Origin of the sequence: Pseudomonas sp. CCI1.1 (genome assembly GCF_034348165.1) — a bacterium.
Lineage (GTDB): Bacteria > Pseudomonadota > Gammaproteobacteria > Pseudomonadales > Pseudomonadaceae > Aquipseudomonas > Aquipseudomonas paracarnis.
Map to the genome: position 1 here is coordinate 861,926 of NZ_CP133780.1, position 14,164 is coordinate 876,089.

The following is a 14,164-nucleotide window of genomic DNA, read 5'->3' on the forward strand; positions in this document are numbered from 1 at the left end:
TGGCATAAGATAATGAGATCAGTCTTTTCCGAAAAGATCACGAGTATACACTTTCTCTGCAGCGTCTCTGATTTCATCTTCCCAGCGATTGGCTACGATCACATCAGATATTTTTTTAAATTCAGCTAAATCTTTTATCACAACTGAATTATAAAAGACTTCATCTTGTAACACTGGTTCGTAGACAACCACGGTTATACCCTTAGCTTTAATTCGCTTCATGATGCCTTGAATTGAAGAGGTTCTGAAATTGTCAGATCCGGCTTTCATGATTAAGCGATAAATGCCAACTGTTTTAGGATTTTTAGAAATAATGGAATCTGCAATAAAATCTTTGCGTGTGGTATTGGCATCCACAATTGCCTTAATCATATTGTTTGGCACATTTCCATAATTGGCAAGCAATTGCTTTGTATCTTTTGGTAGGCAGTATCCACCATACCCAAAGGATGGGTTGTGATAATGGCTACCAATACGAGGATCAAGCCCAACTCCCTCAATTATTTGCCTGGAGTTCAGACCGTGTACTTCAGCATATGTATCCAATTCATTAAAATAGGCGATGCGCATAGCCAGGAAGGTATTTGAGAATAGCTTGATGGCCTCCGCCTCAGTTGACTCTGTAATCAGAGTGTCTACATTATTTTTCAGCGAGTTTTCGGTTAAAATATCAGCAAACAGAGATGCCTCTTTTGTACTACCGCCAACAATAATTCTTGATGGATAAAGATTGTCGTAAAGTGCCCTACCTTCCCGGAGAAACTCAGGGGAAAATAAAATAATGCAGGCATGTTCTTGATTCATTCGCTCAGTAAAACCAACAGGCACGGTCGATTTTATGACAACGATTGCGCGAGGGTTGAATAAACATACGTCTGCAATGACAGACTCAACAGAGCGAGTATTAAAGTAATTCGTCTTTGGATCATAGTCTGTGGGTGTCGCTACGATGACATATTCAGTATCTGAGTAGGCAAGCGCTTTATCCGTAGTTGCGAGCAGGTCGAGCTTTTTATTTTTAAGATATTCGGCTATTTCCGGATCTACGATGGGCGACTGGCGATCATTGATCAGGTCTACCTTGGCTTGGATTACGTCCAATGCAACGACGGTATGACGCTGTGCCAACAATACGGCGTTAGAAAGACCTACGTAACCAGTACCAACAACTGTAATTTTCATATAATCACCAAAAGCTTGATTGTGGATCAATGAGGATAGTTATTAAACAAATAACTGGCTAAAGGCGGGTCTCTTGACGATCGAGTCCCACTCCAGTTCGCTCATATCTCCGTGGCTTACAGCATGAAATATATGATCAAGCTGTTGGGAGTAAAATGCTTTGGATGTAAAATAAATAGCACTTTCTATTTCCTCGTTGCTGCTACCGCACAGAGCCATTCCATTAGATACAAACTGCTCAAATGCAGGAAGTTTGGAAGTGATCATAGGCGTGTTGTAACTAATCGATAGAAATGCCAATCCACTCGTTGCACTTTTCTCGTAAGGAAGCAAACACACATCTGAGGCAATGAATAAGGTTTCTAAATCTGCATCGGATATAGAACCTCTTACATATTTTATATGTTCAAAATCAGAAACAGCTATTTTTATCTGATTGTCGATATTCTCATCATCCGGATAGCCTGCAATTATAAGAGTACAGGTTTCCGAAAGTTTCAATGAGCCGTTAGTGAATATATCAATCGCTCTCTCAATCCCTTTGTAGCCACGAATTCTACCGGCTAGAAGAACGGTGAATCGCTCATTCTCAATGCCTAACTCGCTTTTTATACTTTTTTTCAGACTGGGGGTTTTATACTGTGTTTTTTCATATAAACCATGAGGTGCAATAGAAATTTTGTCTGCTGCATTGCTAAACTTTTTGCTTAAGGCTTCTTGTGCACGTTGATCGTGGACAATGATTACATCACACGCGTCAATCACGGCCTCGCGCACTAGCAAATGGTTTGATTCTGTAGTCGTATCCATCTCATGAGGCATTATATTGTGCGCTGTCCATACGATGGTATAGCCCAGGCGTTTTGCATGTCTTATTATACCGATAAGATTTTCTGCAGACTCTATTGAGGAAGCATCATAAAAAGGATGTAGCCAATGTAAGTGCAAAATACTACTGGTGGCTCTCTTAACGTTGAGATACTCTTTAGTAAGTTGTCTCGGAGAAAAACCTGTCGCATATATCTTATAGGTGTTGCGTAGGCTTTTATATAAAAGTTTCTGATAGGGATTGCTACTTGACCAGTCGGGCCCAAAAAGAATGTTCCCTGATTTTTCATCGGTCGATAAATCACCTGAGATAACATTAAGTCCATTAATGCTATTTTGCAAACTTTCGATTTGCGAGGTATATTCTAGCTTATGTGCAATGTCTAGGACGCTCTGACTTAACGTATTTGTCAGATAAACGCCTACTTCCTCCGAAAACTGCACTCGGTGGGTATCATTAACGATTGACAGTGCATAATTAAAACTAAGTAGTTTTCTCAGGCAAATAATGTTTTTGTATTGATCAGATACAGTATTTTCCTTCAGCCAGTTATCGACTAATCCCCATGCCTCAAATTCAAAGGACGGATAGAGGTTGCTTCTTATGTTCTTTGTTATTGAAGAAGGATTCAAACGTCGATAGTTATAGCCATAGTTTCCGGTGGATACAGATACATTCTGAGCCAGATAATACGATTTTATAATGAAAAGAAGCTCTTCTGAGGCCGAAGTGTGTGCAATCTCGAGTTCATTTTCCAAGAGGAATTCTCGGCGCCAAAGTTTATCCCACAACATGAAACTTTCATGAAATCCTTTCAAGTCTGAGGATGAATCTATATGAGGCTTTTTATAATATCTCTTGCTGGACTTATCATCAAGGTGGTTAATGAATCCACTCAGGAAGCAAATATCAGAATTCTGTATTGAGGCGGCACTGTACAAAGCCTCAAGCATGTTTGAATCAATCCAATCATCACTATCAATGAAGGATATATAAGAAGCTGATGCGAGCGCCATTCCAATATTACGAGCTTTACCTGGCGATCCACTTTGCTGTGCTAAAGTTATTAGAGTAATCCGCTTGTCGGTGTACGTGAATGGCAAAATCTTTTGAACAGTATCATCTGTTGAGGCATCATCAATGATGATTATTTCTATGTTTTCCAGGGACTGGTCGCAAACTGATTTTATACATTGCTCAATATAAAGTGATGTATTAAATGAAGGAATAATTACCGTAACAGACGGATCTGTAGTCTGCGCAGAACGAATCAAACTACCTGTCGTTACTTGCTGCTTGCCTTTCGGCGTGCATTTTGCAATGAATTTTCTCAAGCCTTCGCTTGTGGTAAATTTTCTGGGCTTGAGAAAATGACTGCTCGCATCAATCAGACCAAGCTGTTTATATTTTCTTTCCTTCAGTTGCTGCTTCATGCTTTGCCTCTTTAATAGAAGAATCGGCCAATTAAAATATTTAAAATAAAAAGATGGCTTTATCTGCCAAGCATGGTTAACAGTTTGCTGATACTTTGATGTTGCTCATTAAGATTTTTCTTTTTCAAATGCGCCATGGCTGATTTGAAAGGTGCTTCTTTTAATTGTTCACTCAAGTAGCTTAAAGAGTCCGATGACAATTCAACTTTACTTGAGCTGAGGCAGTAACTTAGGCTCATTAAGCGACGGATCCACTGGATAAGTAGGTAGGCCTTAGGAATATTATCATTTTTCATCCATGCAAATGTTTCAGCATAGGGCTTATCTTCTTCTCTTATGTCACCTTTTGATCGAAAAGCTTGAGTAACAGAACCTTCAGAAAATGCATTATAGTTATAGGATGCTTTGTTATAGCACATTGCTACAGAAGTTGCGTAATAATAACTTTTTGCAACCATTAACGTATCTGCGCCGATTTTTGAATCCGCCAGCTTTATGTTATTTCTTTCCATGAAATCACGTTTGTATAACTTGTCCCATATAACAAAGCTATTAATGAAAAAATATTTTCTTTCATTTTCAGAGATGAAGTCTGGGTTAAATATATAATTGATTTTTGTTTTTTTTGCGTTTCCTGCAGCGTCGTTGAAAAGCTTAGTAAACGATTTAGAAAGTGTGATATCAGCTTTGCTTTTTTTAGCCTCTATCAACAGTTCTTCAAAATATTCTTCATCAATAGTATCGTCTGAATCTACAAAGGCAACGTAAGTACCGCGTGCTGCTTTTAATGCAATGTTACGAGGTGTCCCTGAATTCCCACTGGCGGTGTCACAATTAATCCTAACTAGCCTATCATCGTCAATGTCAGCTACGATCTGCCGGCCGTTATCCGTGGACCCATCATCTACAACGATTACTTCAATATCTTTGATCGTCTGATTAAGGACAGAGTCGAGGCACTTTTTAATTATTTTTTCTCTGTTGTGATAAGGAACTATCACAGATATCTCAGGAACAAGATTACGCAAATGTTCCTGGTGTTTTAGTACAAGCTCATTGCTAACCATCTCTGCTAAATCTTGAGGCAATTTACCGCTTTCAATAGCTGAGTCCAGTAATTCACGGGCGATCAAAAAATTCCCAGCATTAATATTAGCCAAACAAGCAGATACACTTATTGAGGCAAGGCCTGTACGCTGAGATTGCCAGTAAAGTTCAAACGCTTCTTGAGGAAGGAGTTTGGCTATAAAATTTTTTCCATTACCGAGTATGCTCTCACCTGAAGTGGGCAAGGAACGAATATTGTTTTTTATACTAAGCTCAACTTGTTTGACACCGTCGTAATGATAGACGTGCTCAATAAATGGATAACTAGGCACGTCTTCCATTTTTATATATTCGAATCCGAGCTGACTCAAATGGTCTGAAAAGCCAGGTAAAACTTGTGATGATGCTGAGTTTAGTTCTACTACAATGAGCCAGTTGAATTTCTGAAGTATTTCAATTTCCGCTGAAGCAATGAGATTTGCTGAGTAACCAGGCGAATTTATTATTAGTAAGTTATTGCTGTCCTCTAGGTTTAATCCCGATATTAGTGCGGACAAGGATTTTGTAGGTACCTCGATTTCTTCTATTTTTTGTATGTTTTTTAGTTTTTTATCAATAGGTGCCGGCGTGTGTAAGCTGTTAAACGCCATGTTATTGTAGACATGGAGAGTTGCTTCGCCCTTCGTGTCTGCTGATATAGCTAGTGGCAATACTTGCTCATTTGCTGATGATCGAATTTTTTTAGATATTTTATTTATTTGTTTGGGGTGAGCCTCAGTTAGAACTATATGCTTGCAGCAGAGATTACGCAGTTCTGTCAACGATCCACCCGTGCCCCCGCCTATTACTACAGCCGTATGGAGAGGGGATGTTCTTTGTCTAATGGCTTCGCTATAAATTCTGTTCAATTGTTTTGATCCTTAAGCTCATCCATACGGCTTATCGTGCTTTTTAATGCTTCTAATTTTTTGATAAACTCATTTAGATGTGGACTACTGCTAATAATTTTTTTCTTGCGGGTGCTGAGTGGGCCGGATTTTTCTTGCGGCGTTTTGGCTTCAGTCGTATCGGAAAATAATAAACTAACTAACTGTGGATGCTTTTTGGAACGCAAGCCTTCTTCAGCAGGCCCTGGGTTAATGAGGCTTTTCAGCTCGCTCAGTCTTGTCGCTATAGTTTTATCTACAGGCTCTAGGGAGCGTGCGACTTCAAATGATGAAAAGGACTCTGAGTATTTTTTCATTAACCGATAAGCGCCACCCATACCTAGGTGAGGCCAAAACCACTTTAAATCTTCGCTGGCTGCTTTCATATAAAACTTTAAAGCATTTTCATACTGCCCCTCGAGCATGAACGTTTCTGCAATTTTAGAGAGGAAAAGCGCATTATGACCCAATGCTTTTTCAAAAGATTCCCAGGCATGACGCGCATCATAAATTTTGCCTGTTTCTTGGAGCATGGAAGCAAGATCAAAAACCTTTATATAGCTTTCTATTTTTGATGCAGTTAATTTATTTGTTTTTGAATTAATGAATTTTAGAAGATACGCCGAGCCTTCAGAGCGATTGATTAAATCAAACTCTCTTGTCAGCATGTGAGGCCCAAACATTTGTGGGCTGCCTTCAAGCTCTGCCACACTATTAGCGTCTCTGGCTAACAGTTTATGTTCCTTCCCATTGCTGAGTTCATAGGAAATGGGGATTCGAAATGAGTAGTTCCCATCACCTATGCCTGCATCCAAGAGGTCTTTTCTAAACTCATTTGCAATCGATTGCCCAACCAAATTGCCGTCACAGTAAATTTCTACCGTTACCCGTTCTCCTGGGGAGTTTTGGTTAAACGCCCACCCATAAGCATACCCATCATGGATGTGATCAAAAAAACCAATCACGTTTTTAGACAATTTCGAAACGGTTGCGATATTTTTCATTACTAAGTCTACTGATTAGTCCGATCCGTATTTCGAAACCGATTATGATCTTAACAACTGGTCCCGACCTAAATAGGTGATTTCATGTTGGTACGCTGAGCTGAACCCCTAGGTGGTATCGCCAGACCGCCGTAAGGCCCACTTAAATAGTCAAGGCTCAACGCAGGGTGATAATAAGGATCGCTTTGCCCCCCGCTAAACCACCGCTCGATAAAACATTGTTGCTCACGATTCGCTCGAGCGCGTTTTTCCGGGGTCAGGTCTTTTCCTCTGCTAGCTGACTCTGCATGAATCAGCTGTGCGAAGGGAGTCCATAGCAGATTCAGTCCTAATCGTTGAATGCGGAGGCAAAGATCTACATCATTAAAAGAAACAGGGAATGCATGGGCATCCAGTCCTTTGATCGTGTCAAACGTGGTTTTTTGCATTAATAGACACGCAGCGGTTATAGCACTTTGCCGACGGCTAATCTGATTCATGCCAAGATAGCCAGGGTCACGTTGTTCAAGGTTGTTACCAGTATGAGCTGCCAGACCATTAACGCCCACCACAACCCCACCATGCTGGACCATGCGATTATGCCAAAGCAGTTTTGCGCCAACGGCGCCCACATGAGGGCGTAATAACTGACTGACCATTTCTTTCAACCAACCGGCCTCAATGATTTCAATATCATTATTTATAAGGCCAATTAAATCACCTGTAGCATAGCTCACGGCATAATTATTAATTGCTGAATAATTAAAGGGTTGAGGATAGGGCAGTACTTTTACACCACGGCCGGGTAACTGATTGAGGTAGGCGAGTGTCTCCGGATCGCTGGATTGGTTGTCAACGACAATCACTTCCAGATTAGGATAGTCAGTCTCGTGCAGCAGTCCTTCGATACACGCTTTTAGCAAGCTGAACTGGTCACGGGTCGGTATTATCAGACTGACACGTGGGAGGTTGCTTGGTAATGGCCAGTGGGCTCGTAACAACCCTGGGAAATCAGGTACAGGTTTGACCAAAGATCCCGGCGTCAGGCATTGGCATAGCCAAGCTATAGCCTGGTGGCGATCCATCAATGCCACGCTTTGCTCAGGGCTGGCATAGGCTTTATGGTGTCGGTGATAAATAACTTGGGGCAGATGTACAACAGTAGCTCGACTCATTTCGCTGGCGAGCGCTATGCCCGCCAGCAAATAATGCCAGTTCAGGGCATGCAGGCCATCGAGCGGTGTCAGCAATGACAAGGCTTGATTGAGAATCGCCGAGCTGAAGATAGCGCCAGGTGTAAAGATATCAGCGCCAATGAACAGGTCTATATCCCAGACTGGTTTTAACCACGGCAGACTGCGTTCACCTTGAGGTCCGTCGCGGTCGCAATCGGCAAAACCCCAAGCGCAGCCATCATTTAACAGGCCACTTAGGTGTTCAAGCGCATGAGCACCAAGCCGGTCACCGTTAAACAGCGGTACGATGCGATCGCAACCGTCTTTGAGCAGATGAGCCAAGGCAGGCAGTATATCTTCGGCCGAGCCTTTGGCGATCTGGTACTGGATTGTTCGCTGACCACGCAGACTGCCGAGGCTGATGCTTTCAAGCGCTGCATCCCCTTCGCTGATTAGTAACACACCCAGCTTGCCTTGCGGCGGCCGGTTTTTGTTTGGCACACTGTGCTGGAACAATTCAAACCACTGTGGGTAATGACCAAAACCTGCGCTTTTGGGCAAGAACACCGATTGCTCTCTGGCTACTTGGGTCAACAGAGTCATGGTCTGTTCGTCAGGACTTTGGTCATACTGGTGCAGCAAGCCTTCCAGCCCTTCAGGCCAGCAGCATATCTTGATCGGGCTGCCAGATAAGGGCTGGCCCAGATCGTTTTCAATATTGAGGATGTGCGGCTTGCCATCCGCTAATTCCCAAGGTAAATCGAAACTGAAGCCATGGTCGCTGGTTGCACAATGGACCAGTCCCTGGTGATGTATGTCGCAGGTTATGCGTCCCACTACACGGCTATTTTCGCGCACCGTAAGTTGTACATGACGATGCTGGGCTTTCGGGTCCCACGCCCAGCCACTGATGCGCAGCCCTCCGCTGTACCAGACGTGCGATGCAATCGGAGCGCTATCTTCCGCAGGCAAAACGGGCACTTGCAAGGTGCCTTCAAGCCGAAAGGTCTGATTGGCGACTTGAGCACTAATCTTCCGAGCATTCTCAAGCCAATGTGATTTCAACTGAACGCTGAAGCCATGAAACTGATCGCCTCTTTCAGCTTCTGGCTGAAACTGATCAGCGCGAACCAGTGCCACGCTGGCACCGTCTATACAAATATCGATGACTAAGCGTTGGTCCGGTTGCGCGCTATCGAGTGCCCAGCCTTGCAATACGTCACCATACAATCCGGTAATGGCGCCACTAATGCTGGATTTATCGGTCCGAGGTGAGTCGACATCAGACGGGTTGATGACTTGTTCTGGCATCAGGCTTGGCCCAGTTGAATAGGTAGCTGTTTAGGGGAGAGCGCGCTGGCTTCATCAGCAACTGTACCCGGAGGGGCATACAGTGCAAGACCCAATTCGCGCGCCAGAATCGGCGCGTTCCATTCAGCACCCGGATTGCGCTCCAGGCTTAATACGGCTTTGCAATTGGCCAAGCCTGCGCATTGGGCCAGACCGAGACCATTAATTTCAGACAGTGTTTGTACTGCGCCGGTGTTCAACAAGGTCTTAAGCCAAGGACTGTTGGTATGGATCAGCAGCATAACGGGCAGTTGTTCTCGTGTAATACGCCGGGCCAGTTCAAGCCAACGTTCTGCAAGTTCTTCATGCTGCAATGTATCGCCGATCAGCATTATGTGAGGTGTGCTTTTGATTGTAGCTACGGCCTTTAAAGGCTTATCAAAAGCAAGTCGAGCATGAGGAAGCACGGCGACGTAGCGTTTTTGCAGGGCCTTAAAAGGTAACTGCACGCTGGCAGCCAAGCGGGCAAAAGCCTGCCAGTCGTACGTACTGTCTTGCTCCAGTAGCCGATCATCACGGCAGACAATGCGATAAGGCTTGTCCAACTGGTTTGGCAAGTCGAGCAACGCATCCGGGCAGCCGTTCAATTGTTGAAAAATCAGCTCATCCAGCGGTAAAGGCTGCAGGTCTTGCAATAGACGTTCCTGATCGGCAGGCCAGGTGTAATCGAGGCTCAAAGCCAAGGGGTGTAAGTTGGCTTGCAACGTGACCCACGTCTGTTGGTTGGCATGACGCCATGTCAGGCTTAATGGTAAATCGGGCAAGCTGCCTTTGTGCAGATGCAGTTGTTTCAGGCCGGTTTTTGGCCATTGGCTTTTGGTGCTGTTTGCAATCTGCTCGTGCAACTCGGCAAGGCGCGCTCGTTGCAAGGCTTGCCGCGCCGGCTTGATCGGATCGCAAAGGCAAAAAGCTGAATAGCGTGCCGAAGCATCCGGGTAACGGCGCATGAGAATCGCGTTGTTATACGCCACGCGTATGACCTTTTCGTCGCCGAACGATGCACCGCCCTGGTGCGCGACAAACACGTTGGGCGCCCCCATATGCCGCCAGCCGTGCGATCGGGCACGCAGGCACCAGTCGGTTTCTTCGCCGTAGCCGCGCATCAGGTGCACCTCGTCGAGGTAACCGACCTCAACGATGGCGCGGCGCTTGATGTACAGGCAAAAACCACAGCCGGTTTCGATTTCCATCGGCGGGCTGTCGGTCTGGCGGGCCAGATCGTCCAGATGCGCCTGTTCCTGGGCGGTGGGCATGCTGTGGCTGATGCGGCTTTCAGGAAAGCTCATCAGTTCACCGTTATTGGTAAACGGCGTCACCGAAGCAATGCTTTTATCGCTATAGGCGACCGCCCGCAGGCGGTCCAGCCAGTCGCCGTTCACGCGGGTATCGGCATTGAGCCACACCACGTCGCGCTCCGGACTGTAGGCCATGCCACGATTGACGTTGCGGATAAAACCCAGGTTGACCGGGTTGATCACATGCTCGATATCGCCGGCGGCGGCCATGGCCAGCAGTGCTTCGCGCAAAGGCGCATTGGGCGTTGCGTCATCGAGTACGACCAAGCGGTGTGCGGTGCGGTTCAGGCGGCGACTGCGGATGGCACTGTCCAGGCACTCGAGGGTTTCTTCGTAGCCGTCGTAAACCGGAATCAGGACATCGACCGGTTCCTGGCGGCTGCGGGTTTTGCCAACGTGTACCGGCGGCACAAAGGCTGGCTGGTTCAGCAACGGGCTGCCCAGCAAGCGCGTGCCGTCGTTGAATTGCACATGCAGCGTCAGTGCCGGATCGGCCACGCGCTCGTGAATGCCGCCATGGGTGGCAGGAAAGCCTGCCTGTGTCAGCAGCGGATGAGGTTTGTCGGCCGCACATGATGTGCTTTGCCCGGCATTGAGAATGCTCAGGCCAACGACCGCTTGTGGGTTCTTGAGGCTCACGGCCCAGCCCTGAATTTCTCCCGTGTCCACTTGATAACTGACCACGCCAATACTGGCGGGCGGGTTGGGCTGCGCGATCAATAGCGTCAGGACCAGGTTCAGTTCTTTAGGATCGATGATTTCAGGCAGGCGGGCCAGAATCTGCTTGCGCAGTTTCTCGGGCGTTTCAGTTTTGCTACGCACTTGCCAAAGCATGATGCGCAACGCCGGATCGGCGGGCATCTGTTGCCAGGCAGCGGTCAGTTGCCGTGCAGCGAGCTCAGGCTGCTGCTGGGCGAGAATGCTACGACCTACAAGTGCACGAATGTCGGCCCTGTCGGGCAAAGCATTGGCGGCACTGGTGAGGTAGATGAATGCTTGGGTGGGGCGTTGTTCCTGCAGCGCTTGTATGCCTTTCCAGACCAAGGCTTCAGGACGGTATTCGGGGGTTTGCAGCGCACGTTCCAGACAAGCCGCGGCATCGCCATGCTGGCCATTCTGGCGCTGGCGATGGAAATGATCCATGAGCGTGCTTCGCTCATGTACGGCATCGTTAGACATGGGCATGGGTATTTCGCTGATAAATGAAAGAGGGGCGCCCGAAGGTGCCCCTTTTTTTGAAAACCCCCAGCCTTGCGGCTGGAGGCGTTCAGCTTTGTTGCATTGGTACGGGGATTAGACCGCGCCAGGTACCACGATCACATTGGTGATGTGATCTTGAGCTTCAGGCTGACCGATGACCGCGATCACTACGTCTGCCTGAGTTACCGAACCACCGTCCAGAGCCTTGACTGCGAAGTCTTTGGCCAGTTCGTTGGTGTCTGCGCCGAAAGCGTTGGTGAACAGCGAATCAACGAAATCAGTGTTGATTTTGGTGTTCGACTCAGTCGAGGCGTAGATGGTGTCGGCAACTTCAGTACGCGAAGTACCGGAAGCCAGCAGCGATACCCAGTTGTTCAGACCAGCTTCTTCTGCATCACGGCCCAGAGCGGCAGTGTACAGAGCCGAAACGAAGTCTTCGTCGCTCAGGCTAGCAGCTTCGTCAGAAGCAGCGATTGCGCCGATGACTTCACCACGGGTAGCGCCAGCTTCGAACTGAGCCTGCCAGGTAGCAGCACCGGTAGCGTCAACTTCACGACCCAGCAGCGACGAGTAAACGTCGGTCAGGAAGTCAGCACGCAGGTTGCTGAAGTGCTCGTCCGAGGTCAGGAACGACTGGGCGATTTCAGTTACCGAAGTACCGCTTTGTACTTGAGCGGTGAAGTTGGCAGCGCCGCCAGCGTCAACGTCACGACCCAGCAGGGCTTGGTACAGCGACAGAGCTTCAGCTTCTTCTTCAGTACCGACAACAGCCAGAGTCTTGCCGTCAGCGAAGGAAACGAACTCAGCGTCGGTAACAGTAGCGGAAACACCACCAGTACCAGTCAGAACCAGCGAGCCGCCAGCAGCAGTAGCAGTGAAGTTAGCGCTATTGCCTTCGACCTGGATGGTGTCGAAGCCGTCACCAGCGTTGACAGTGTCGATGCCTTTGCCAACAACGATAGTGTCATCGCCTGCGCCAGCAGAAATGGTGTTAACACCTGTGCCAGCGATGATCACGTCATTGCCGCTGCCAGTGGTCAGGATGTCGTTACCGTTGCCGCCGTCCAGCAGAACGTTGGTGCTGCCGTTGACAGTCAGGGTGTCGTTGCCGTTACCGCCAACGATGACTTGAGCGATGCCACCAGCAGCTGCAGTAGCGTCAGCAGCTACAGTTGCGTCGGCTGCGAACAGACGAGCAGAAGCAGCAGCTTCTTCACCGACAGTCAGAGTTACGCCGGCATCGCTTTCGATGACGATAACTTTGGTGTCTTCGGTGCCAGCTGGCAGTTCCAGAGTAGTAGCAGTAGTGCCGTCGATGCTGATAGCCAGAACGTCAGGAACCTGACCAACTGGAGCAACAACTGCACCTTGACCGTCCCAACCAGCAACTACCAGAGATTCAGCAGTGTCCAGGCCCAGTACGCTGTTGATTGCATCCAGAGTAGTAGCGGAGATGCTTGGGTTAGCATCCAGAGCGGCTACGAATGCGGTTTTCGATACTGGAGTGTCGTATTGCAATGCCATGAGTCAATTCCTGCCATATCAGGCCAGTTGGCCTATGTTGCTATCCGTCTGCGTAATCGCAGGTTGTTCCCTTTGACTTTGAGATGTATGGCGGAGGGCGTTGATCTCGTTCCTGGGAGTAATCGTTAAACTCATTGCAACCAGCGGCTCACTGCCACTGGGTCCAAAAATCATTTGATCGGTGACGATTGCCTGCCGGTCACCCCCGGCAAATACCACATGGCCTGCCAACTCATAGTCGGCGCGTTCCGGGCCTGTGAGGCTGAAGCCTACGGCAATGATTGCTGCAGCTTTATTACGGGCGCCCGTAAAACTGCCGGTCATTACTTTTTGACCGGGGCCAGCACCTGCCAATGTGGTGGTGTAGGCAAGATCTACGCCTTGAGGCTTGTTAGCCCAATTGATAGCGAAACCTTCAAGGCGGCTTTGCCCGGCTTCATCACCCAGGCACTGGTTAATGACACTGACGTCACCGATTTGTTCGATATGACCCGTCAATGTCAGTACGGCAGCGCCAGGTGTCATATTTGACAGGGCTGCAGTGTCCGGGGAGGAAATAGTAGGCTTAATATTGCGCATGATGGCGGCAGAGGTGTCGATGCGGTCGATGCGCAAATCCACCGGCTCAACCTCATGGTTGGCCAGGTAGTATTCAGTGATCAGAACCGTAGTGACGCCGCCTTTGACGCGACCGATGATGCAGTCGCCCAGCTTGGTGAGGATGTTCTTGCTCACGCCTTCAGCGGGGAAAAAGTCAATCGCACCCTTACCCAGCGGCGCTTGCTGCAAGGCGATGCAGACGCTTTTTTCAGCAGTGGGCTGTGAGGCGTAGCGGAAAATGTACATCCCGGGTTCCAGCAGGGTGATCCGGGAATTGATTTTCAGGCCATCGTGTTTTTGCGACTGCACTCAATAAGCTTCCTTCTCATCTTGAGCGGCTACATCTATTAGCGACCTAAAGACGCTAACCAACTTCTCTAGATGTAATTGTTCAGGCGACCCATTCCGAGTCACGAAGTCGAGAGGGTAATCCATTTGTGGGAAATGTCAATTGAGTTGAGAGGAAAATTCTCTAAGCCTTGTGGGAAATTTTCCCTGCGCTGACACGGGTCAGGTATCAGTAGCTGAACCATGAGAGTGCGACGAATGGTACTTCTAGCTTCGGGCGAGACCACGCTCCAGTCGTACTCTAGTGGATCTACAAGCCTCACGTAACATCG

Annotated in this window: 8 protein-coding genes; all 8 read right to left on the minus strand. The window is 47.6% G+C overall.

Annotated elements, in window-relative coordinates; genetic code table 11:
* Positions 1–18: 18 nt before the first annotated feature.
* The 8 genes from RHM69_RS03785 to RHM69_RS03820 all read right to left on the minus strand — a co-directional run bounded on the left by RHM69_RS03785 (position 19) and on the right by RHM69_RS03820 (position 13,790).
* Positions 19–1,182: a nucleotide sugar dehydrogenase gene (locus RHM69_RS03785; RefSeq protein ID WP_212549537.1), complete on the minus strand. Its 1,164-nt coding sequence runs from the start codon at positions 1,180–1,182 to the stop codon at positions 19–21.
* 42 nt (positions 1,183–1,224) lie between these two features.
* Positions 1,225–3,444: a glycosyltransferase gene (locus RHM69_RS03790; RefSeq protein ID WP_212549536.1), complete on the minus strand. Its 2,220-nt coding sequence runs from the start codon at positions 3,442–3,444 to the stop codon at positions 1,225–1,227.
* A gap of 59 nt (positions 3,445–3,503) precedes the next feature.
* Positions 3,504–5,399 (minus strand): glycosyltransferase family 2 protein, encoded by a 1,896-nt coding sequence (locus RHM69_RS03795; RefSeq protein ID WP_212549535.1) that lies wholly within the window; start codon positions 5,397–5,399, stop codon positions 3,504–3,506.
* Positions 5,396–6,421, minus strand: a complete 1,026-nt coding sequence (locus RHM69_RS03800; RefSeq protein WP_212549534.1) for a tetratricopeptide repeat protein — start codon at positions 6,419–6,421, stop codon at positions 5,396–5,398. Before RHM69_RS03800 ends, RHM69_RS03795 begins: the two co-directional genes overlap by 4 nt.
* A 68-nt stretch (positions 6,422–6,489) precedes the next feature.
* On the minus strand, positions 6,490–8,886 hold the full coding sequence (locus tag RHM69_RS03805; protein ID WP_212549533.1) for a glycosyltransferase family 2 protein: 2,397 nt from the start codon (positions 8,884–8,886) through the stop codon (positions 6,490–6,492).
* A complete protein-coding gene (locus RHM69_RS03810) occupies positions 8,886–11,363 on the minus strand; it encodes a glycosyltransferase (RefSeq protein ID WP_212549532.1) in 2,478 nt (825 codons plus the stop codon). Before RHM69_RS03810 ends, RHM69_RS03805 begins: the two co-directional genes overlap by 1 nt.
* Before the next feature lie 150 nt (positions 11,364–11,513).
* Positions 11,514–12,944: a DUF4214 domain-containing protein gene (locus tag RHM69_RS03815; RefSeq protein ID WP_212549531.1), complete on the minus strand. Its 1,431-nt coding sequence runs from the start codon at positions 12,942–12,944 to the stop codon at positions 11,514–11,516.
* 18 nt (positions 12,945–12,962) lie between these two features.
* On the minus strand, positions 12,963–13,790 hold the full coding sequence (locus RHM69_RS03820) for a hypothetical protein (RefSeq protein WP_212549555.1): 828 nt from the start codon (positions 13,788–13,790) through the stop codon (positions 12,963–12,965).
* Positions 13,791–14,164: the final 374 nt, after the last annotated feature.

Bases quoted from the DNA above. Each gene is read 5' to 3' on its own strand.
- RHM69_RS03785 (WP_212549537.1), bottom strand. From the start codon at position 1,182: ATGAAAATTACAGTTGTTGGTACTGGTTACGTAGGTCTTTCTAACGCC.
- RHM69_RS03805 (WP_212549533.1), bottom strand. From the start codon at position 8,886: ATGCCAGAACAAGTCATCAACCCGTCTGATGTCGACTCACCTCGGACC.
- RHM69_RS03790 (WP_212549536.1), bottom strand. From the start codon at position 3,444: ATGAAGCAGCAACTGAAGGAAAGAAAATATAAACAGCTTGGTCTGATT.
- RHM69_RS03820 (WP_212549555.1), bottom strand. From the start codon at position 13,790: ATGTACATTTTCCGCTACGCCTCACAGCCCACTGCTGAAAAAAGCGTC.
- RHM69_RS03800 (WP_212549534.1), bottom strand. From the start codon at position 6,421: ATGAAAAATATCGCAACCGTTTCGAAATTGTCTAAAAACGTGATTGGT.
- RHM69_RS03810 (WP_212549532.1), bottom strand. From the start codon at position 11,363: ATGGATCATTTCCATCGCCAGCGCCAGAATGGCCAGCATGGCGATGCC.
- RHM69_RS03815 (WP_212549531.1), bottom strand. From the start codon at position 12,944: ATGGCATTGCAATACGACACTCCAGTATCGAAAACCGCATTCGTAGCC.